20 protein-coding genes are annotated in these 21710 nt (G+C 62.8%); 1 reads left to right on the top strand and 19 read right to left on the bottom strand.

Annotation, left to right across the window (positions count from 1 at the left end):
- Nucleotides 1–6 precede the first annotated feature (6 nt).
- The 6 genes from IV109_RS10740 to IV109_RS10715 all read right to left on the bottom strand — a co-directional run bounded on the left by IV109_RS10740 (nt 7) and on the right by IV109_RS10715 (nt 6733).
- Entirely contained in the window at nt 7–891 is an 885-nt protein-coding gene (locus IV109_RS10740; RefSeq protein WP_296695967.1) for a CoA ester lyase, read from the bottom strand.
- Nucleotides 884–2254, bottom strand: a complete 1371-nt coding sequence (locus tag IV109_RS10735; RefSeq protein ID WP_296695963.1) for an MmgE/PrpD family protein — start codon at nt 2252–2254, stop codon at nt 884–886. Before IV109_RS10735 ends, IV109_RS10740 begins: the two co-directional genes overlap by 8 nt.
- A 70-nt stretch (nt 2255–2324) precedes the next feature.
- Nucleotides 2325–3506, bottom strand: a complete 1182-nt coding sequence (locus IV109_RS10730; protein ID WP_296695960.1) for a CaiB/BaiF CoA-transferase family protein — start codon at nt 3504–3506, stop codon at nt 2325–2327.
- Between the two features lie 10 nt (nt 3507–3516).
- Nucleotides 3517–4677, bottom strand: a complete 1161-nt coding sequence (locus IV109_RS10725) for an acyl-CoA dehydrogenase family protein (protein WP_296695957.1) — start codon at nt 4675–4677, stop codon at nt 3517–3519.
- Nucleotides 4678–4715: 38 nt separating this feature from the next.
- Complete coding sequence (locus tag IV109_RS10720; RefSeq protein ID WP_296695955.1) at nt 4716–5627, bottom strand: MaoC family dehydratase N-terminal domain-containing protein; 912 nt, start codon at nt 5625–5627, stop codon at nt 4716–4718.
- 110 nt (nt 5628–5737) lie between these two features.
- Nucleotides 5738–6733, bottom strand: coding sequence for a tripartite tricarboxylate transporter substrate binding protein (locus IV109_RS10715; RefSeq protein WP_296695952.1), 996 nt, complete (start codon nt 6731–6733; stop codon nt 5738–5740).
- Nucleotides 6734–6976: 243 nt separating this feature from the next.
- On the opposite strand from IV109_RS10715, the gene IV109_RS10710 reads away from it, so the two are divergent.
- Nucleotides 6977–8530, top strand: coding sequence for a class I adenylate-forming enzyme family protein (locus IV109_RS10710; protein ID WP_296695951.1), 1554 nt, complete (start codon nt 6977–6979; stop codon nt 8528–8530).
- On the opposite strand, the gene IV109_RS10705 is transcribed toward IV109_RS10710, so the two are convergent.
- The 13 genes from IV109_RS10705 to IV109_RS10645 all read right to left on the bottom strand — a co-directional run bounded on the left by IV109_RS10705 (nt 8472) and on the right by IV109_RS10645 (nt 21709).
- The gene (locus IV109_RS10705; protein ID WP_296695949.1) at nt 8472–10010 is read right to left on the bottom strand and encodes a class I adenylate-forming enzyme family protein; all 1539 of its coding nucleotides are present in this window, start codon (nt 10008–10010) and stop codon (nt 8472–8474) included. The two genes, IV109_RS10710 and IV109_RS10705, sit on opposite strands and share 59 nt — an antisense overlap.
- Nucleotides 10007–11002 carry a tripartite tricarboxylate transporter substrate binding protein gene (locus IV109_RS10700; RefSeq protein ID WP_296695948.1) on the bottom strand — a complete coding sequence of 332 codons (996 nt, stop codon included), beginning with the start codon at nt 11000–11002 and terminating at the stop codon, nt 10007–10009. The genes IV109_RS10705 and IV109_RS10700 overlap by 4 nt, the downstream gene beginning before the upstream one ends.
- Nucleotides 11003–11034: 32 nt before the next feature.
- Complete coding sequence (locus IV109_RS10695) at nt 11035–11451, bottom strand: PaaI family thioesterase (protein ID WP_296695946.1); 417 nt, start codon at nt 11449–11451, stop codon at nt 11035–11037.
- 23 nt (nt 11452–11474) lie between these two features.
- Complete coding sequence (locus IV109_RS10690; RefSeq protein ID WP_296695943.1) at nt 11475–12443, bottom strand: tripartite tricarboxylate transporter substrate binding protein; 969 nt, start codon at nt 12441–12443, stop codon at nt 11475–11477.
- A 50-nt stretch (nt 12444–12493) separates the two neighbouring features.
- Nucleotides 12494–13648, bottom strand: coding sequence for an acyl-CoA dehydrogenase family protein (locus IV109_RS10685; protein WP_296695941.1), 1155 nt, complete (start codon nt 13646–13648; stop codon nt 12494–12496).
- Between the two features lie 24 nt (nt 13649–13672).
- The gene (locus tag IV109_RS10680; RefSeq protein WP_296695938.1) at nt 13673–14851 is read right to left on the bottom strand and encodes a thiolase; all 1179 of its coding nucleotides are present in this window, start codon (nt 14849–14851) and stop codon (nt 13673–13675) included.
- Complete coding sequence (locus IV109_RS10675) at nt 14848–15243, bottom strand: OB-fold domain-containing protein (RefSeq protein WP_296695935.1); 396 nt, start codon at nt 15241–15243, stop codon at nt 14848–14850. The genes IV109_RS10680 and IV109_RS10675 overlap by 4 nt, the downstream gene beginning before the upstream one ends.
- Before the next feature lie 17 nt (nt 15244–15260).
- Entirely contained in the window at nt 15261–16166 is a 906-nt protein-coding gene (locus tag IV109_RS10670) for an SDR family NAD(P)-dependent oxidoreductase (RefSeq protein ID WP_296696080.1), read from the bottom strand.
- Between the two features lie 49 nt (nt 16167–16215).
- Nucleotides 16216–17013, bottom strand: a complete 798-nt coding sequence (locus tag IV109_RS10665) for an enoyl-CoA hydratase/isomerase family protein (RefSeq protein ID WP_296695932.1) — start codon at nt 17011–17013, stop codon at nt 16216–16218.
- Nucleotides 17014–17185: 172 nt separating this feature from the next.
- The gene (locus IV109_RS10660; RefSeq protein WP_296695929.1) at nt 17186–17989 is read right to left on the bottom strand and encodes an SDR family oxidoreductase; all 804 of its coding nucleotides are present in this window, start codon (nt 17987–17989) and stop codon (nt 17186–17188) included.
- 42 nt (nt 17990–18031) lie between these two features.
- Nucleotides 18032–19714, bottom strand: coding sequence for a long-chain-fatty-acid--CoA ligase (locus tag IV109_RS10655; protein ID WP_296695926.1), 1683 nt, complete (start codon nt 19712–19714; stop codon nt 18032–18034).
- Between the two features lie 16 nt (nt 19715–19730).
- A complete protein-coding gene (locus IV109_RS10650) occupies nt 19731–20885 on the bottom strand; it encodes an acyl-CoA dehydrogenase family protein (protein WP_296695924.1) in 1155 nt (384 codons plus the stop codon).
- Nucleotides 20882–21709: an SDR family oxidoreductase gene (locus tag IV109_RS10645; RefSeq protein ID WP_296695921.1), complete on the bottom strand. Its 828-nt coding sequence runs from the start codon at nt 21707–21709 to the stop codon at nt 20882–20884. Before IV109_RS10645 ends, IV109_RS10650 begins: the two co-directional genes overlap by 4 nt.
- Nucleotide 21710: the final 1 nt, after the last annotated feature.

Genomic DNA, 21710 nt, shown 5'->3' with positions numbered 1-21710 from the left:
GGATATTTACTGAGCACCAGCCTGAGCCACAGTGCGTCGCGCAAGCAGCATCACCGGCAAATCCACCATGCGCCCATCCAGGGTGAACACACCGCCATCGGCTGCGGCAAAGCCGGCCAGCACGCGGCGCGCCCAGTCCAGTTCGGACGGCGTGGGCATGAAGGTCGCGTTCACCGCTGCCACCTGGGTGGGATGAATGCACAGCTTGGCACCGAAGCCGCCACGGCGCGCGCGCGCCGCATCGCTTTGCAGCCGCACGGCATCCTGCGTGTCAACGGTCACGCCGTCGATGGGGGCGGCCAGCCCGGCGCGGCGCGAGGCCAGCACCAGCGCCAGGCGCACCGGCACCAGTTCGGCCTCCTGCGCATCGCAGGCCAGACCCGCATCAACCTGAAAATCCAGATGCCCAAAGGCCAGACGCAACACCTGCGAACTGCCGGCCAGCGCATCCACCGCGTCTAGCCCCGCCACCGATTCGATCAGCGGAACCAGGGGGCAGGCCGGGCCCACTGCTGCGGCGAGCCGCGCCAGTACCTCGGCCGACTCGGCCTTGGGCAACATCAAGCCGCCCAGACCCTGCCACGCCAAATCGGCGACCGCGGCCACATCCTCCGCGTGCCAGGTCGAACCTTCGGCATTGATGCGCACCAGCGTGCGGCCACGCTGCACGGCATCCAGTGTTGCAAAGGCCTGCACCAGTTGCTGGCGTGCAGTGACCTTCTCCCCGGGCGTTAGTGCGTCTTCCAGATCAACGATGACGCCATGGGCGCCCGATGCCAGTGCCCGGGCATAGCGCTCGGGCCGACTGGCCGGCACAAATAAGAACGAACAGGCACCCGCCAGCGGCGATGGCATCACGCCGCCGGGTGGAACGCGGCCTGCATCAGCCATGTTTCGGCAACAGCATGCCCACGCGAGCCACATCGGCAATTTGCCACAGTGCGTCGACGGCGATCTGCATCTCGCCAGACGTGGCGCCTGTGCTGAAAGCTGCCAGGCGCAAGGCCTTGGCCGTGATCTCCTCGCGGCTGAGCGTGTTGCCGGGGTCGCCTTTGGGCTCGTCCACCCGGCCCTGCAGCGCACGGCCATCGGTGGTGTAGACCGTGACCTTGCCGATCCAGCGCTGCGGGTAGGCAGCGTCCACCTCGGGGTCGAGCTCCATGCTCACGCAGTCGCGCACGACCACCGTGGCATCGTCCAGAAAATGCTGCTCAAACTCGGCCAGCCCGGCGTGGCCAAAACGCGCCACCAGCGCCAGCACCGTGCCCATCGAAAACTTGCTCTGGTGCACCGTGACGGGCCGCACCACCGGGCCCAGCACGTCAATGGCGCCCTGGTGCACATGCGTGACGACCCGCGCCAGGTTCTCGGGTTTGAGTTTGTGCAGCTGCATCACCTGCAACAGCGCATCGGCAGCCGGGTGGGTGTGGCGGCACGAGGCGTGGTACTTGAACGAGGTCTCGGCCGTGGCCCAGCGGGTACCCAGGCCATCGGTCAGCCTGACGGGGTTGGCATCGCTGGACATGCCGGCAGCCATGCCCTGAGGGCCCTCCAGAATCTGTGCGGCACCGGTGAACCCATCCTGGGCCAGGTAGGCCGACATCAGGCCAGCCGCCGCCGCATGGGCGGTGTGCAACTGCTTGCTGTCGGCGGCCGTGCGTAAAAACTCCCACAGGCCCGCCGACTGCGTGCCGGCCGAACCCAGGGCGTGCTGCATCTGTGCGGCATCCAGGCGCAACAGATTGCCCACCGCTGCGGCGGCCGCCAGCGTGCCAGCAGTGCCGGTGGTGTGAAACACCTTGTAGTGCGAGCGGCCCAGAAACTCGCCGACGCGAATACCCACCTCATAGCCCGCCACCGACGCTGCCAGCAGCTCGCGCCCGCTGCGACCCAATGCCTGCGCCACGGCCACGGCCGCAGGAAAAACAACTGTGGCCGGGTGGAACACCGAGCCGTTGTGCACATCGTCCTGTTCGGCCACATGCGAGGCAGCGGCATTGGCCATGGCCGCCACATACGGACTGGTGCGTGCGCGGTTGATGATGACTTCGCTGGGACCGTCCTGCGGTCCCATGGCCAGCGCAAAGCGGGTGATGCTTTCCACCGGGCGTGAACTGTGTCCCGCAACCGCGGACCCAAACCAGTCCACCAGCAGGTCTTCTGCCTTGCGAACCACCGGCTGCGGAATGGCGTCAAAGCACAGTTCGGCGGCAAATGCGGCCAGATGGGCAGTGGGTGAGCTCATTGACTGCATCCTTTGGATAAATTTGGCATATTGCCCTCGTCAAATGGACGTTGTTTGCTATGTTTTCAGGAGTATTCAGCTAAACCGCACCGCTGGCGCGCAGGGCTGCGATGGCATCATCGTCCTGCCCCAGCTCGCGCAGGATGGCCTCGGTGTGCTGCCCTACGGCGGGCACGGGGTCCATGCGGTATTCAAAAGCGTTGCTGCGCCCCGGTGGCAACAGCGCGGGAATATCTCCGGCCGGTGAACCCACGGTCTGCCAGCGCTGGCGCGCCTTGAGTTGCGGATGCGCCCAGAGGTCGGCCATGTCGTTCATGCGTGCATTGGCGATCTGCGCATCGTCAAGCCGGGCCACCACCTGTTCGGTGCTGAGCTGGCCGAAGGTGCGCAGGATCAGGGCCTGCAGCTCGGCGCGGTTTTCGTTGCGTCGGGCGTTGCTGTCAAAACGCGGGTCGGTGGCCAGTGCAGCATCCTGCAACACCACATCGCAAAAGCCCTTCCACTCGCGCTCGTTCTGCAGCCCCAGCATGACCGAGCCGCCGTCACCGGCGGCAAACGGGCCATAAGGGTAAATGCTGGCATGCGAGGCGCCGGTGCGCGGCGGCGGTGGTGCGCCATCAAAGGCGTAATACATCGGGTAGTTCATCCACTCGGCCAGCGATTCCAGCATGGACACGTCGATGTGCGAGCCCTTGCCGGTTTTGCCACGCAGCAGCAGGGCCGAGAGAATGCTGGTGTAGGCGTACATGCCCGCCGCGATATCGGCCACCGAGTTGCCGGCTTTGGATGGCACCTCGGGCGTGCCGGTAACCGACAGGAAGCCGGCCTCGCTTTGGATCAGCAGGTCATAGGCTTTCTTGTCGCGGTAAGGGCCGTCTTCCCCATAACCAGAGATGTCGCACACGATCAGGCCTGGATGCGCCTGGCTCAGTGCTTGAAAACCCAGGCCCATGCGCGCTGCCGCGCCGGGCGCCAGGTTCTGCACCAGCACATCGGCCTTGGCCAGCAACTGCCTCAGGGCCGCCAGCGCTGGCGGCTGCTTCAGGTCCAGCGTCAGGCTTTCCTTGGAGCGATTGGTCCAGACAAAGTGCGAGGCCAAGCCCTTGACGCGGGTATCGTAGGCACGGGCAAAGTCGCCGCTGCCAGGACGCTCCACCTTGATGACACGGGCGCCCAGATCGGCCAGTTGGCGGGTACAAAACGGCGCGGCAATGGCGTGCTCCAGCGAAACAACGGTGATGCCATCAAGCGGTCGGATCATGAGATTTCGCCTAGAAAGACCGTGGCAGGCCGAGCACATGTTCGGCCACGTAGGAGTAGATCAGGTTGGTCGAGATCGGTGCCACCTGGTACAGACGTGTTTCGCGGAACTTGCGCTCCACATCGTATTCACAGGCAAAGCCAAACCCGCCGTGGTACTGGATGCACACGTTGGCCGCTTCCCAGCTCGCCTTCGCAGCGAGGTACTTGGCCATATTGGCCTCGGCGCCACATGGCTGGTGGGCATCAAACAGCTCGCAGGCCTTGAAGCGCATCAAATTGGCGGCTTCAACCTCGATATAGGCATCGGCAATCGGAAACTGCACACCCTGGTTCTGGCCAATCGGGCGGCCGAACACCACGCGGTCTTTCACATACTTGGTGACGCGGTCGATGAACCAGTAGCCATCGCCAATGCACTCGGCGGCAATCAGCGTGCGCTCTGCGTTCAGGCCGTCAAGGATGTACTTGAAGCCCTGCCCTTCCTGGCCAATCAGGTTTTCTTGAGGGATTTCCAGGTTCTCGAAGAACAGCTCATTGGTTTCATGGTTGACCATGTTGGGAATGGGCCGCACCGTCATGCCGGATTTTTCAGCCTGGCGCAGGTCCACCATGAAGATCGACATGCCCTCGGACTTCTTCTTCACATCGGCCAACGGCGTGGTGCGCGCCAGCAAAATCATCCAGTCCGAGTGCTGCACACGGGAGATCCAGACTTTCTGGCCATTGATCACGTAGCGGTCGCCCTTTTTCACCGCCGTGGTCTTGATCTTGGTGGTGTCGGTCCCGGTGGTGGGCTCGGTTACCCCCATGGACTGCAGGCGCCATTCGCCTGTGGCAATTTTGGGAAGGTACAGTTCCTTTTGCGCCTTGGAGCCATGGCGCAACAAGGTGCCCATGTTGTACATCTGGCCGTGGCAGGCGCCAGAGTTTCCGCCACTGCGATTGATCTCCTCCATGATGACCGAGGCTTCGGTCAGACCCAGGCCCGAGCCGCCGTATTCAGTCGGTACCAGCGCGGCCATCCAGCCGGCCTTGGTCAGCGCATCGACGAATTTCTCGGGATAGGCGCGCTGCTCATCCACTTTGCGATGGTATTCGTCCGGGAACTCGGCACAGAGGGCGCGCACAGCGTCACGGATGTCCTGGTATTTATCTGCGGTTTTTTGCATGGGGTAGGTGATCGGGTGTCATTAAAGTAAGCGCGGCGTCAGGCCAACTCGGCGCTGCCCTGCATGGTCAGCCAGCCTTCATGGTCTTGCGCCCAGAGGCGGACCGTCTTGCCAGCCGTGGCGTCGGCGGACGTTGCGGATTCAGGCTGTCCGTTGAGGCGCATCGGACGCGAATCAAATGTGGGACGAACGGCCTTGAAATTGAAACGCTTGATGAAAGCACCAGGCGCATGGCACCGCACCAAATCCAGCAGCAGCGTGGCGATCAACGGCCCATGCACGACCAGGCCCGGGTAGCCCTCGACATCGGTCACGTAGTGGCGATCGTAATGAATGCGATGGCCGTTGAAGGTCAGTGCCGAGTAGCGAAACAGCAGTACTTCGTCCGGCAAAACCTCGCGCTGCCAAGCGGCACCCGTCTCGGCCGGCACGGGGGGCGGCACCGGATCGCCGGAGTGAGCGGCAGCACGGTAGACGATGTCGTGTTCTTCCAGCAGACACAGGCCCTTGTCATTGTGCACTTCGTGCTTCACCAGCACGAACAAAAGATCACCTGTGCGACCCGCCTTGTGCGTGACCGATTCGATGCGGGAAATGCGCTTGATCGCGTCCCCCACCCGCAGCGGATTCTCTGGCAGCCACTGCAAGCGGCCACCCGCCCACATGCGCCGCGGCAGAGGCACGGGCGGCAGAAACCCGCCGCGCCGGGCATGACCGTCTGGACCAATTTCACTTTGGCGGTTCTGCGGCAAAAAATAGAGCCAGTGCCACAGGGGCGGCAGCACGGTGCCGGCAACGGGTGCCGCATCGTCGCGGTCCAGCGTGGCGGACAGTGCACGCACCGGGGCGGCAGCGATATCGTCGCTCAGGGTCTCCGTCTTGCCCACCCAGCTGCGCAGGTGGGCCAGGGTGGCGGCATCAAGGGTGCGGGTATCGGGAACAGTGTTCATTAGTGTCAATGATCATGCTTTAACGCTGGGCACGCAATCTGTGTTTTCAAAAGCAGGTCTTCAAAAAAAACAGAACTTAAAAGCCGACATCCCCAATCCGTCTTTGCCGCCTAATCCGGCTTGAAACCCAACTGGGGCAAAAGCGCCTTATCGCGTGCAAATTGCTCCCCTGCGTACTTGCGGTACTCGTCGGAGGACATCAGGTAGGGCTGCAGGTCATAGTCTTCCAGAACTTTTTGGTAAGCGGGGTCCGATGTGGCTTTTCGAAACGCATTTTGCAGCCGGGCAACCACGGCCGGATCCATGCCTTTGGGTCCAACCAGGCCAAGTGGCGAGTACACCGCGAGCGGATAGCCCGTCTCCTTGAGGGTTGGCACATTGGGAAAACGCTTGAGCCGTTGATCGGTGAAGGTTGCCAGCACACGTATCTTGCCCGACAGCGCGACCGGACCGACACCCGGATCACCATACACATCCAGATGCCCGCCCATCAGCGATGTCATGGCCTCTGCGCCGCCCTTGAAAGGCACCATATTGAACTCGCCGCCTGCGGCACGCGCCAACTGCTCACCCGCGATGCGATTGGCGCTGGCTGCACCCACATTGCCATAGCTGATGATGCCGGGTCTGGCCTTGGCGTCGGCCAGCAATTCCTGAATCGATTTCCAGGGGGCCTCGGCCCGCACGACCACCAAAGTGGACAAATTCACCAGGCCGATCACGTAAGTGAAATCGACCAGCGGGTCCCAGCTGACTTTCTGCAGCAGCGGATGGCGGATCACCGAGTTGTGCATCAGTGCCAAGGTGTGACCGTCGGCCGCCGTGTTCTGGGTCAGGCTCGCCGTGCCGGTCACGGCGCCGCCGCCAGGCTTGTGCATGATGATGACCGGCTGCCCCAGATCCGCGGACGCGGCATTGCCCAAGGTACGCACCAACGCGTCTGCAGCCCCCCCAGGTGGAAACGGAACGATGAGTGTGATCGGCTTGACTGGAAAGGCATTCGCCGCGGCGGACCATGCAAGCCCGACCGCCAGCGCGACCGCGGCCACCAGGAAGGCGCGGATAGCGCGCCGGTCAGGGACGTGAGAGATTGAGTTCGCTGCCATGTATGTCTCCTATTTTTGATGTTGGCTGTTGGACTGTAGAAAGACCCAAGGGCTCGCACAATTGCAGGATCTGTCAATCGGCTTGGCAGGAAAGTTCACTTGTGAATCCGCTTCACCGCCTGATGAATTCAGCCAATCAAATTGATCCAATCGGCAATTGCCACGAACTTCAACGCGGCATCAAATCGCCGGTCAACCCACACGGGAATAAATCAATAGGCCAGCAGGCCACGAGGAGACATCATGTATTTGACCGCCGGTTTGCACCGATCACTGCAGAGACATCCCGACAAGACCGCAACGGTTGACGGCCCCCGCCGTCAATCCTTTGCCCAACTTGCATCGCGCGTGGCGCGGCTGGCTGGGGCCCTGGTTCGGCTGGGCGTAAAACGCGGCGACCGAGTTGCCATTCTGGCGCTCAATGGCGACCGCTATATCGAGACCGCGCTGGCGGTGTGGTGGGCCGGAGCAGTGCTCAACCCGGTCAATACACGGTGGACGGCCACGGAGATCGACTACGCATTGAACGACTGCGGCGCGCGTGTGCTCTTTGTCGATGATGCGCTGGCGGGGCTGACGGCGGGTATTTCAGACCAGGTGCCTTCGCTGCAAGTCACGGTGGCGATGAGCGACGCGCCCGCAGCGCCTGGACTGGACTACGAAACCTTGATCGCCCAGGCCGCGCCTGTTGAAGATGTGCGCTGTGATAACGGCGAACTTGCCGCCATCCTGTACACCGGTGGCACGACCGGATTTCCGAAAGGCGTGATGCTGTCGCACGCCAACCTTTGGGCCGCGCTGGTGGGTCGCATGGCCGAGGTGCCGAACCCCGGAGAGTTCATCACGCTGCTGACCGCACCCATGTTTCACGTCGCGGGCCTGGGACGCATGCTGGGCCAGACGATCGTGGGCGGAACGTGTGTGACCTTCCCCGCATTCAATGCGCAAGCGGTGCTGCGCACCCTGGCCAGCGAACGCATTACCGACGTGGTGCTGGTGCCCAGCATGCTGCAGATGCTGCTGGACGCACCCACCTTCAATCAGACTGATCTGAGCAGCCTGCGCCGCATTTTGTGGGGAGCCGCGCCCATTACAGTGCCGCTGCTCGAACGGGCGTTGGAGGCCTTTGCGGGTGTCGAGTTCATCCATGCCTACGGGATGACCGAGACGGCGGCGTCGGTATCGGTGCACCACATCGGCAGCAGCATCGAAGAGCGAAACCACCACCGCATTCGGTCTGCAGGGCGTGCCGGCTTCTCAACCGAAATCCGGATCGCCGATGGCCAGGGCAAGGAATTGCCGCGCGGGGAACCCGGCGAAATCCTGGTACGTGGACCGGTCGTGATGATGGGCTACTGGAACCGCCCTGCTGACACTCAACAAGCACTGCGTGACGGCTGGTTGCACACCGGTGACGGCGGCACCATGGACGATGCCGGCTATGTGTATGTGGTTGACCGCATCAAGGACATGGTCATCAGTGGCGGGGAGAACGTCTATCCTGCCGAAGTGGAAGAAGTGCTGGGACGCCACCCCGGCGTCACCGCCAGCGCAGTGATCGGCATCCCGAGTGAAAAATGGGGCGAAACAGTGCATGCCGTGGTGGTGTTGCGCCCTGGCGTGAGCGTGACCGAGGCTGCCCTCATCGCCCACTGCCGCACGCAACTGGGCGGCTACAAATGCCCCAAGAGCATTGAATTTCGCACTGCGCTGCCGCTTTCGGCAGCGGGCAAGGTACTCAAGGGAGAACTGCGCAAGGCGTGGTCTGAACCAGGTCGCTCAGCAACTGTCGCTTGAGCACCTTGCCGCTGAGCGTCATCGGAAAAGACTCCACGCAAATCACCCGGGCAGGGCGCTTGTAGGGCGCCAGGTTTTCGGCGATATGGGCTTGCAGGCCATGCATGTCCAGGGGCATCTGATCTGCGGTTTCGACGAAGGCCACAATTTCTTCGTTGCCGTCTGATTCGCTACGCCCCACCACCGCTGCACGCTGGACACCGGGGAACGCGGCAAGCACCACTTCCACTTCTCCGGGATACACGTTGAAGCCGGAGCGAATGATCATTTCCTTGAGCCGACCCACCACAAACAAGGCGCCATCCGCCGCCTGGCAGCCCAGGTCGCCACTGGCATACCAGCCACCCGGTCGCATGACCTGCGCAGTGGCCGGTGCATCGCGAAAGTAACCGGGCATCAGACCCACGCCACGCATCCAGATTTCACCTTTCTCACCGCTTGGCAAGTCCTGGCCCTGCGAGTTCACGATGCGCAGTTCGCCGCCCTCCACCAGGTAGCCCGCCGAGGTATCGTCGCGCCGCTCGCCCAGGCGCCCCACGCACAGCGCGCCCGCATATTCCGACAGACCATAGCCGTGATGCAAGGGGTGGCCAAAGCGCTGTTCAATGGCCTGCTTGAGGCGCATGTCCAGCGCTGCCGCACCCGTGTACACGTAACGCAAGGCCGGCGCCAACGGCTGCGCGATGCCCTGCTGGTCCAGCCAGCCCAGCAACCGGCTGAACATGGCCGGTGGCCCCTGCAGGTTGGACAGGCTGTGGTGCGCCAGTGCATCAAACAGGTCGGCAGGGTCAAACTTGCTGCGCATCACCAGGCCCGCACCGGCGTACAAAGACGCCATGAGGACCGTACCCAGGCCGAAGATGTGGGTCATGGGCAGGTAGGCGTAGGAGCGGTCTTGCGGCCCCAATTCGCGAGACTGGGCCGACACGCGGGCGAACTGCAGGATACCCGCGTGACTCACCAGCACGCCCTTGGGTGCGCCGGTCGTGCCCGACGTGAAGATGATGGCCGCCACCCGCGCCGCCAGCTCGCCCTGCTCGGCCACCGCCTGGGGACGCGCCGCACTGCGCTGCAGACCCGGCAACACCGAAGACCTGGCCCCTGCGTCGTGGGCGTGCTGGCGCGCCGCGTCCGACACGCCACTGGTGAAGTACACCACGCGCGGGTCGGCCTTGGCGTTGAAGCCGCTGATTTCGCCGCGCGACATACGGGCATTCACACCACAGGACCAGGCACCTACACGGCTGCAGGCCAGTATCAGCGCCACATGCTCGGGGCAGTTCTCGGCCACGGTCAACACCCGATCCCCCGGCTGTACGCCGTCCGCACGCAGTTCCTGCGCCAGTTGCGTGACCATCGCGTCCAGGTCAGCCAGCGTCAGCGTCGCCTCTGGCGTGTACAGGAAAGCCTGGCCAGGCGCACTGGCCACCCGGGCATCGAACAGCTCGTGAATCAAGGTGTGGGTGATGGCGCTCCTCATTGAACCTGAATACCTTTGGTGACTGTGGCCCACAGTTTGAGTTCACGTGCAGCGCGGTCGGCCAGCATCTGCGGCGTACCGGTCCAGAGGTCATAACCTTGCTCGATCAACTTGCTCTTCAGCTCCTCGTTGGCCAGCGCCTTGCGGGTGGCTTCATTGAACCGGGCCACCATATCCGCCGGCAACCGGGCCGGACCGTACAGCCCATACCAGCCGCCCACTTCGTAGTCGGCAATACCCGCCTCACGCATGGTCGGCACGTCGGGCAGCGAGGCATTGCGTTCAAGGGAAGTCACCGCCACCGCATGCACCCGACCGGAGGAGATGTAGTTGCGCGCGCTTCCGATGATGTCGAACATCATGTTGATCTGTCCGCCAATGACATCGGTCATGGCAGGCGCATTGCCCTTGTAGGGCACGTGCACCAGCTGGGTCCCCGTGCGCAGGGCAAACAATTCGCCACTCAGGTGGTTGGAAGCCCCCATGCCGGCGGAGCCATAGGAGAGTTTTTCGGGGTTCTTCCTGGCGTACGCCACCAGTTCCGGCACCGTTTTGAACGGCTGGGACTTGTTGGTCACCAGCACGTTGTAGTAGCTCAAAATAGGGGCAACCGCGGTCAGGTCCTTGGCCGGGTCAAACGGCATGGATTTGAGAATGTTCGGACTGATCGTGATGGTGGGGCTGGCAGCAAAGAAGAACAGCAAGCCATTGGGAGGCGCCTTGGCCACCGAGTCGCCACCCATGGCGCCGCCGGCACCGGGACGGTTATCCACCACCACCGGCTGGCCCAACTCCCGCGCCAGGGCCGGGGCGAACAGCCGCGCGGCGGCATCCACCGGACCACCCGCCGCATAGCCGACGACCAGCTTCACAACTTGCCCGGCTGGCGCCTGCGCCAGGCTTGCAAGTGGTGCCGTGGCCAGCAACGCCGTGAGCAGGCCCAATGCACTGCGTCGGCTTGTCTGGAAAGGTGCACGTGTCAATTTTTTCATCTTGTTGTCTCCTGTTGTTGTAAAAAAGGCGCTCAAGGATCCACATACTTGAATGTGCCGAGGGCACGAGCCACCAGGTCGCCCGCCTCGTCTTCGACGCGTGCTTCGCAAAAGCAGATCGATTTGCCCCCGCCCACGGCCAGGCCATGGGCCACCAGACGGCCGCGGGCCGGCTTGATGAAACTGGCAGACATATCGACCGTGACGACCGCACGCGTGAAGCCGGACTTGGACAGCGCCGCACTTGACATGGCGCCATCGAGCATGGTCATGACCACGCCACCATGCACAGCCAGATGGTTGTTCGTGAGTTCGGGGCGGGTCTGCAACACCAGACGCGCCACGCCGCCTTCGGCAAACTCGCGCTGCAGATCCAGCATGCGGTTGAAAGCCACCTGCGCAAACAAATTGGAGGTATCCACAGGGGGCGTTTCCGTCTTTGTATTCATGCTTGCGTCTGGAGGGGCAGCACTCATTGACCGATCTTGATGTTGGCATCCTTGATGATCTTGGCGTAGACACCTGCATCGGACTTGACCGTCTGCGCGAACTCCTCAGGCTTGCCGCCACCTACCCACAAACCCAGGCCTTCGATGCGCGCCACCACGTCGGGCAAGCGCAAAATGCGGTTGACTTCATCGGAAAACTTGTTCACAACGGCCGCCGAAGTGGACGCGGGCAGGAACATGCCGAACCAGCCGATCGGCTCGTAAGAGTGATAACCCAGTTCCTTGAACGTGGGCACATCCGGCAAGGAGGGCATGCGCTGCGTGCCGGTTACGGCCAGAGGGCGGAACGACTTGATGTGCGCGCGCGCTGAAGCGCTATCGATGAAGGCAGAAGTCAGCTGGCCGCCCACCATATTGGTCACCAGCGGCGCGGCGCCCTGGAACGGCACATGCACCATATCCAGCCCCGCCTGCAGATTCAGCAGAGAACCCTGGATGTGCGAAGAGGTGCCTGCACCGTAGGTCCCGAAATTGAATTGTCCGGGGCTGGCTTTCACCAGGGTCACAAACTCCTTGAGGCTTTTGGCTTGCGAATTCAGCGGCACGGCGAACATGCTGGGGCTCTTGGCGATCTGGGTCACGGGCGCAAAATCCTTGATCGGATCGTAGGGCAAGGTCATCAGCGTGGGCTGCTGAACAATCGCCGTGATCGCCATGAGAATAGTGTGACCATCCGGCGCGGCCTTGGCCACCGTGTTGTTGCCAATGGTACCGCCGGCGCCCGGCTTGTTTTCCACCACAACGGGGTTGCTCCAGGCGTCTTGCAGCTTCTGGGCCACCATGCGCGCCAGAATGTCCGTAGCGCCACCCGCCGGATAGGGCACGATGATCTTGATAGTCTGACTGGGAAATGCTGTTTGCGCCATAGCGGGTATGGCGCAGAAGGCTGCAGTTGCAGCCAGCACGGTGCGACGGGAAATCAGGTTTTTCATCGTGGTTTTCCTTAGGGACTGAACGGTATGGAGGGAAGGGAATACTGAACTCAGCGCGTGGCCTCGCGGACCATGTTGCGCGCAATGACGATCTGCTGGATCTGGCTGGTGCCCTCGTACAGGCGAAACAGACGCACGTCCCGGTAGAAGCGCTCGATGCCGTATTCGCTCAGGTAACCGGCACCGCCAAAGATCTGCACCGCACGGTCGGCCACGCGGCCGCACATCTCGGAGGCAAACAATTTGCAGCACGATGCCTCCGTGGCCACGTTCAAGCCCTCGTCACGCTTGCGCGCCGCATCGATCACCATGCAGCGGGCGGCATAAAGCTCGGCCTGGCTGTCAGCCAGCATCGCCTGCACCAGCTGGAATTCGGCGATCGGCTGGCCAAACTGTTTCCGGTCAATGGCGTAATTCAGCGCATCGCGCAGCATGCGCTCAGCCACGCCGACGCAAATGGCGGCGATATGGATGCGACCCTTTTCCAGGACTTTCATCGCTGTCTTGAAGCCCTGCCCTTCTTTGCCACCCATGAGCTGGCTGACTGGCACGCGACAGTTCTCGAAAATCACATCCGCCGTGTGCGCACCGCGCTGGCCCATCTTCTTGTCAACCTTGCCAATCGTGATGCCGGGTGTGTTGGCTTCCACGATGAAGGCCGAGACACCGCCCGCACCCTTGTCCTGCGGGTTGGTGCGCGCCATCAACGTAAAGATACCGGCCTGCGGCGAGTTAGTGATGTAGCGCTTGGTGCCGTTCACCACATAGTGATCGCCGTCACGAATCGCCATGGTGCGCAGCGATGCGGCATCCGACCCGGCATCGGGCTCGGTCAGCGCAAACGAGGCAATCAGCTCGCCGGTGGCGAGTTTGGGCAGGTACTTCGCTTTCTGCTCGGGTGTGCCATCGAACACAATGCCCTGCGACCCAATCCCCACGGTGGTGCCAAACAGGGACCGAAAGCAAGGCGAAGTCTGACCCATGGCGAGCATCACCATGACCTCTTCTTCCATGGTCAGGGCCAGGCCGCCGAACTCTTCGGGCACCGTCAGGCCGAACAAGCCCATCTGCTTCATGTCATTGACGATGTCGGCTGGAATCTCATCGGTTTCAGCGACGAGGGCTTCGGCGGGCACGAGCCGTTCACGCACAAAGCGGTTCACCGTATCAAGCAATGCGTTCAGGGTCTGGGGATCGCGGATCATCGGTAGTCCTTCATTTCTTTGTGTTCAAAGGGCGTCTGCGGTGCCCAGAATGGCCGTGGACTGGCTCGACAGCGTGCCGCCGTTGCCATGGGCCAGGGCCGTGGCGGCACCGGCCACCTGGCGTTCACCGCAATCACCGCGCAGCTGGCGCACCGCCTCAATCAGGGCGAAGATGCCGTACATGCCGGGATGAACGCACGACAAGCCGCCCCCATTGGTGTTGACCGGCAGGTGTCCACCTGGCGCGATACCGCCGTTCTGCACAAAGGCGGCGCCCTCGCCCTTTTTGCAAAAGCCCAGGTCCTCCAGAAACAAGAGTGTGTTGATGGTGAAAGCGTCGTAAAGCTGGGCCACGTGCATGTCCCTGGCTGACAGGCCCGCCATGGCATAGGCCTCGCGGCCGGACTGGCTGGCCCCGGTGACGGTGAGGTCGGCCATGCTCGATATCTGGCGATTCCACACCGTAGTGGCATTGCCCAGCACATAGACCGGCTTTTTGGCGAGATCACGCGCCCGGTCGGCACGCACCAGCACATAGGCGCCGCCACCGTCGGTGACCAGGCAGCAATCGCGCACCGACAAGGGGTCTGACACCATGCGCGCTGCCAGCACGTCGTCAATGCTCAAGGGGTCGCGCATGAAAGCTTCCGGGTTGAGCCGGGCCCATGCCCGCGCGGCAACGGCCACTTCAGCCAGGTCGCGGCGGGTCGTGCCGAACTGGTGCATGTGGCGCGAGGCTACCAGTGCATAGGCCGAGGCCGGCATCATCGGCTCGTACGGCGTCTCATGGGGTTGCGGGTCCAGAAACTTGCGCGCCCGTGCAATTTCGGCGCGACTGAAGGCGCCGGAACGCTGGGCGCTGCCGTAGCAGACCAACACGGCATGGCACTGCCCCGACTGCAGCGCGTGCATCGCGGGCAAAAGGTGGGCAATGAAGCTGGAGCCGCCCAGCATGGTGCCGTCGATGTAACGCGGATTCAGGCCCAGGTGCTCGATCACGGGCATTGGCCACATGGTGGAGGCGACGCTGGCGGTGCACAGGCCGTCGATATCGCTCATCTTCAAGCCGGCATCGGCCACGGCGGCATGGGCCGCACGGGCCAGCAGCTCCATGTCGGTGAAGCCAGGCGTCTCGCCGCAGCCAAAGGTGGCCACACCAGCGATCACGGCACTGCCCCGCAGGGACTTCAAGGCGGCACTCATGCAGCACCTCCTTGCACAGCATCAAACATCACCACACCACGGCCTTCGATGAGTTGCACGCGCGCCTTCACGCGCTGGTCAATTTGCACCTCGCCAGGAGCCAGGTTGTCGACACGGCTCATCAGGCGAACACCCTCGTCCAGGTCAATCAACGAGACGTTGTAATCGCCGCCCGCGTCGGCTTTGCGACGCACCGTGGTCACGGCATACACAGTCCCCAGCCCCTGCGGCGCGACAAAGGCAAGATTCTGACTGCCACAATGCGGACAGATTTCGCGCGGAAAATACACGTGCTGGTGACACGCTCCACAGCGCTGGATCACAAAGCGGCCGCGATCCAGTTCAGCCTGATGCCGGGCATGTATGCCGCTGATTGCATGGGTGTCGGTCATGGTTTTCTGCTCCTTCCTCAGATCGGGTCCCAGGTGAACACATCACCCGAACGGTCCAATGGATAAAACATGGCCTTCAATGCGGGCAAGGCATGGCTCGCCACCGACTCCGGTGTCCAGCCCTCGCTGCGATGCACCGAGCGCACCGGGCGCGGCTGGCTCATGAGAAAGATTTCGTTGTTGCGTACCGCAAAGATCTGGCCATTGGCGTAGCTGGATTCATCGCTGGCCAGGCACACGACCAAAGGCGCGATCTTGGCCGGGGTCATCTGCTTGATGCGGTCCACACGGGCCTGCTCCTCAGGCGTGTCGGTGGGAATGGAGCCGATCATGCGGCTCCAGGCGAAGGGAGCGATGCAGTTGGAACGCACATTGAACTTCTCCATGTCCACCGCGATGGATTTGGACAGCGCAGCCACCCCCAGCTTGGCCGCCGCATAGTTGGCCTGGCCAAAATTGCCGATCAGACCCGAGGTGGATGTCATATGGATGTAGTTGCCCGACCCCTGCTCCTTGAAATGGGGCGCAGCAGCGCGGCTGACATGGAAGGCGCCGTACAGGTGCACCTTGATCACAGCATCCCACTCGTCCACGCTCATCTTGTGAAAAAATCGGTCGCGCAGGATGCCCGCGTTATTGACCACCACGTCGATACGCCCAAACGTATCCAGTGCCGTCTGGATGATGCGTCCGGCACTGGCCGCCTCCGACACGCTGTCGGTGTTGGCCACAGCCTCACCACCCAGCGCCTTGATCTCATCGACCACGGCCTGCGCGGGGCCGGCGTTGCTGCCCTCGCCCGAGACCGATGCGCCGATGTCATTGACCACCACTTTCGCGCCCTCGCTGGCCATGGCCAGCGCAATATCGCGGCCAATCCCGCCACCGGCACCGGTAACCACCACGACCTTGCCGTTGACCATGCGCGTGTTGTTGCTCATTCGGTTTTCCTCTTTTGATTGAAATTAAGGGCTAGGAGCCTTTGCCGGGCCACTGGAACAGGGCCGACTCCTTGTTGACAAAACGGCTCACCGCCGTGCGGTGATCCGCCGTACCCATGGCCAGGGCCTGTGCGTTGGCCTCCAGTTCCAGCATCGTGGACAAATCACCACCCCAGCCCGCCAGCGTGCGCTTCACCAGACTGATCGCCACGGGTGAGGCATTGACAAAGCTGGCCGCCATCGCCTGGGCCCGAGGCAACAGGTCTTCTGGCGCGTGCAGCTCCATGGCCAATCCCAGTTGCAGGGCCTCGGCCGCCTCGATATCGCGGGCTGACAGCATCAGCTCCTTGGCGCGCTGCACACCCACGATGCGTGGCAGGGTATAAAACGCGCCGCAGTCCGGCACCAGGCCCACTTTCATGAACGACATGCAAAATCTCGCCCGCGGCGTGGCCAGCACAAAGTCGGCCGACAGGGCCAGACTGAAGCCCGCCCCTGCAGCCGCACCGTCCACCGCGGCAATGACCGGGCGATCCAGCGTCAGCAGTTCCTGCAGCCAGCCGTGCAGGTCCTGCAGACGATTGCGCCAACCCTGGTTGTCCAGGCCCACGGTGGCAATGTTGCGCAGGTCGCCGCCGGAACAGAAATGACCATTGGCACCGGTGATGATCAGCGCACGGATATCGCGCTCACGCCGCACATGCGTCACGACCTGGGCGATTTCCTCCCGCATGGCAGGGTCCAGTGCATTGCGTTTGGCCGGGTTGTCCAGCGTCAGCGTTCCAACCTGATCCAGAATGGAAAAGCGAATCGTTTTAAAGTCGTTCATTGTGCATTTCTTGAATTTATCCAGGCTGGCACAGCTGCGCCAGAGTCCCGCTTGCTCATGGCTTCGCATCTTCGTGGCAGGCGGGCATGTTCGCAATCTTTCATTTCAGAATCAGGGCTTCGGGAAATCCGAATACGTGGCGTCGGTTGCGTCTGCAGTCCATCCCTGGCCCCTACTGCATGGCCACTGCGGCACCCAGATCACGCCCGCCATGGAGCGAACTGCCCCCGTCAACCGGGATCACGGCCCCGGTGACAAACTGGGCACGGCCCGAACTCAGGAACAGCGCCATATCGGCGATCTCCTGGGTGGTCCCCATGCGCCGCAGCGGCACCGTGGCGGCCATGCGCATCTGGGCCTCCGGCGTGGGCGCCAGGCGCCGCACACCCTCCGTGTCACCGATCGGCCCGGGCACGATCGAGTTGACCCGAATGCCCTGCGGCCCCCACTCCATGGCCAGCACACGGGTGAGCATGTCCACCCCGGCTTTGGCGGCACACACATGGGCCTGGTACATGGTCGGGTTGTAGGCCTGCGGCGCGGAAATGCTGATCACACTGGCACCGGGCTTTCGCAGGAACTCATGCGCCCCGCGCAGCACGTGGAAGGTGCCATTGAGATCGATGTCGATCACGGTGCGAAAGCCCTTGGCCGACATACCCAGGGCAGGTGCCACAAAGTTGCCGGCCGCGCCGGAAATCAGCACATCGAAGTCGCCTATCGCCGCATGGGCCTGGGCCAGCGCCGCAGCAATGGCCTCGGCATCGCGCACGTCGGCGCTGTAACCTTCGATGCGCGCCCCGGGCAGCGCCAAGGCGCGCAGTTCGGCCACGGCGCCGGCCACCCGCTCGGATGAGCGGCTGACGATGGCCACACTCGCACCGCGGGCTGCAAATGCCTTGGCAATGCCCAGATTGATGCCACTGCTGCCACCTGCCACGAAGACGGCCTGGCCCTTGAAATCATTCATCTCCATGAAAATCCCTTTGCATCCTGATCACCCGAAACTCTGAAGCCGTCAGGCCGGCACCACGGCGGCACGCTGCGCCTCCTGCAACTCCCGCCACAGAATTTTTCCCGTGCCCGACTTGGGCAAGCTGTCCAGAAACTCGACGATGCGCGGTGCCTTGTAGACCGCCATACGCTGGCGGCTCCAGTCGATGATGTCCTGTTCGGACACCTGGCCACGCTGGCCGGGCTTGAGAACCACCAGCGCCTTGACCGTCTCGCCCCGGTGGGCATCGTCCACGGCAATCACGCAGGCTTCGTGGATGGCAGGATGCTCATACATGGCGCTTTCCACCTCGGCCGGCCAGACCTTGAAGCCGGAGGCATTGATCATGCGTTTGAGCCGGTCGCGCATGAAGAAGTAGCCCTCTTCATCCACATAAGCCAGATCGCCTGTGCGCAGATAGCGCTTGCCATCGATATCGACGAACGTGCTGCGATTGGCCTCTTCGTTGCGCCAATAGCCGCTCATGACCTGTGGGCCATGGGTAATCAGCTCGCCCACTTCACCCTGCGGCAACTCCTGCAGCGTCACCGGATCGACAATGCGCGAGTCCACACCCTGGGTGGGCATCCCCAGGCACTGACGCTTGCCACGCGCCAACGGGTTGGCATGCAAAAAAGCAGCCGTTTCCGACAAACCATAGGCCTCGTTGTAGACCAGGCCAAAGCGCTCCGACAGCATGGTGGCCACGGCCTCGGGCATGGCCGCACCACCGCCGGAAAGCAGGCACAGACTGGACAGGTCACGCTGCATCGCCTCGGGCTGGGCAAACAGGTCAATCACCATGGCCGGGGGCGCGGTCCAGGCCGTGACGCGGTGGCGCTCCAGCAAACGCAATGCAAGCACCGGGTTCCAGCGCGGCATCATCACGGTGGTGGCGCCCAGCGTGATGGGCACATTCATGCCGTTTTGCATGCCCAGCATATGGAACAGCGGCGCCACACAGAGAAAAACCGAATCAACGTTGAGATTTTTCCAGACCTGCGAGGCGACATTCGATGCCAATACCGTCGCATGGGTATGCACACAGCCCTTGGGGTGGCCCGTCGTGCCCGAGGTGTAAGGCAGCACCGCCAGGTCATCAGGCATGCCCATGTCGTCGCCAGGCTGCAGACGCAGTGCCAGGGCATCTTCAAACCCGTGGCATACGCTGCTGGGCAGGGGCTGGCGGGCAAGCCGCACCCAATCGGGTATCTCATCGGAACTTTGCCCGGACAGGCCGTCACTGTAGGCATGCACCACCACGCCATCCAGACCGTCAGGCTGGTTCGCCACCGTGCAGGGCAAGACCTGCGCCAGAAGATCTTGCGCCACAAAAGCCACCCGGGCACCGCTGTCAGCCAGGTAGTAGCGAATCTCGGGGGTGGTGCTCATCGGGTTGACCGGCACCACAGCCGCACCGGCCCGCAAAACAGCAAAATACGCAATCACGAACTGCGGGCAGTTCTGGCTCATCAGCAGCACGCGGTCGCCCCGCTGCACGGCCAGGCGCTGCTGGAGATAGGCCGCCATGGCATCAACCTGGGCCTTCAGGGCCGCATAGCTCAGCACAGCGCCGCAATACAGGACCGCAGGCTTGTCCGGGTAACGCTGCGCCGCCACCTCCAGGTAGTGAGTCAGTGTGACCGCAGGCACCCGAACGTCATGCGGGATGCCCTTGGGCCAGAAACGATGGTGAAGGACTGGCATGTGTCGTGTCCCTGCCTCAGCGATCCATGGCACGGGCAACGATTTCTTTCATCACCTCGTTGGCACCGCCATAAATCTTGCTCACGCGCACATCGGCGTACAGGCGTGCAATCGGGTATTCCATCATGTAGCCGTAGCCGCCAAACAGCTGCAGGCACTCATCGACGATGCGGCAGTTGGTGTCGGTCGTCCACCACTTGGCCATCGCGGCGGTCGGTATGTCCAGCTCGCCGCGAAGCAGCCGCGCAATGCAATCGTCCACAAAGCTGCGTGCCACAGTGGCCTGGGTATGGCACTCAGCCAGCTTGAATCGGGTGTTCTGCATCGCCATCAACGGCTTGCCGAACACCTCGCGCTGGCGCACGTAGGTTCGGGTTTCCTCAATGGCGCGGTGCATGGTCGCAACGGCGCCCACGGCGATCAGCAGCCGCTCCTGCGGAAGCTGTTGCATCAGCTGGGCAAACCCCTTGCCTTCTTCGCCCCCCAGCAGGTTGTCCACCGGCACACGCATCGAATCAAAAAACAGTTCCACGGTATCCAGCGTTTTCTGGCCCAGCTTGTCAAGCAAACGGCCCCGGCGAAAGCCCTGCAAACCGTCGGTTTCGATCATCACCAGCGAGACGCCTTTGGCACCGACCGTCGCATTGGTCTTGACCGCCACACAAATCAGATTGGCATGCAGGCCGTTGGTGATGAAGGTCTTGGAGCCATTGATCACAAACTCCTCACCTTCACGCGCGGCGCTGGTCTTGATGCGCTGCAGGTCGGTGCCAGCGCCGGGCTCGCTCATGGCGATGGCGGCCACCAGGTCCCCTTGTGCCATGCGCGGCAACCAGCGCTGCTTCTGAGCCTCGGTGCCGTAGGCAAGCAGGTAGTGCGCCACGATGCCACTGTGCACGCTGTTGCTGAATGCGCCCACCATGGCGCCGGCCTGCTCTTCACAGATGACCGCCTCGTGCAGAAAGCTGCCACCGCCGCCGCCATACGCCTCGGGAATGCTGGCGCACAGCAGCCCGGCCTGCCCCGCCTTGGTCCAGATTTCGCGATCGGCATGGCCCTGCCCTGCCCAGCGGGCATGGTGTGGCACGCACTCGCGCTCGAAGAACTTGCGCGCGGTATCGCGCAGCATGTCCAGGTCAGCATCCATCCAGGGGCGTTGGGGCTGGTTCATGGACGACCGCCTCCACACACAAGGACTTGTCCGCTGACATAGTTGGACTCCGGGATGCAGAACATGTAAACCGCACCCGCCGCTTCTTCGGGCGTGCCACCGCGCCCCAGCGGAATCAGTGCCTCGGCATTTTTGAGCACCTGCGGATTGACACCCACCTTGATCTGCTGACCCGCAATATCGATTTTGGCGTCGGCGTCCGCCGCGGCTTCTGTCAGGCGCGTCATGATCAGGCCGAAGGCAACGCTGTTGACATTGACTTTGTAGCGGCCCCATTCCTTCGCCATGGCCTTGGTCAGGCCGTTGATGCCGGCCTTGGCCGCCGCGTAATTTGCCTGCCCCGCATTGCCGTAAACACCCGAGGTTGAAGAGATATTGACCACCTTGCGAAACACCGTCTGGCCCGCATCAGCCTCTTTCTTGGCGGCATCGCGGATAAAGGCCGATGCCGCGCGCAGGATGCGAAACGGCGCCGTGAGGTGCACCGCCAGCATGGCTTCCCACTGCTCGTCGCTCATCTTCTGCACCACGTTGTCCCAGGTGTAGCCTGCGTTATTGACAATGATGTCAATGCCGCCAAAGCTGTCCAGCGCCTGCTTCACAAAGCGGGTGCCAAAGTCGGCGTCGGTGACGCTGCCAATGCAGGCCACAGCCTGACCACCGCCAGCCAGAATGTCGGCCACGGTCTGCTGCGCCGGTGCAGCGTCCAGGTCATTGATCACCACACGCGCACCCTCGCTGGCCAGCTTGAGCGCAATCTGCCGTCCAATGCCACGTCCGGAGCCGGAGATGAGCGCGACCTTGTGTTCGAGTTTTCGATTCATT

Source organism: Rhodoferax sp., assembly GCF_018780565.1.
Taxonomy (GTDB): domain Bacteria; phylum Pseudomonadota; class Gammaproteobacteria; order Burkholderiales; family Burkholderiaceae_C; genus Rhodoferax.
This window is presented reverse-complemented; position numbering and strand designations above follow the sequence as displayed.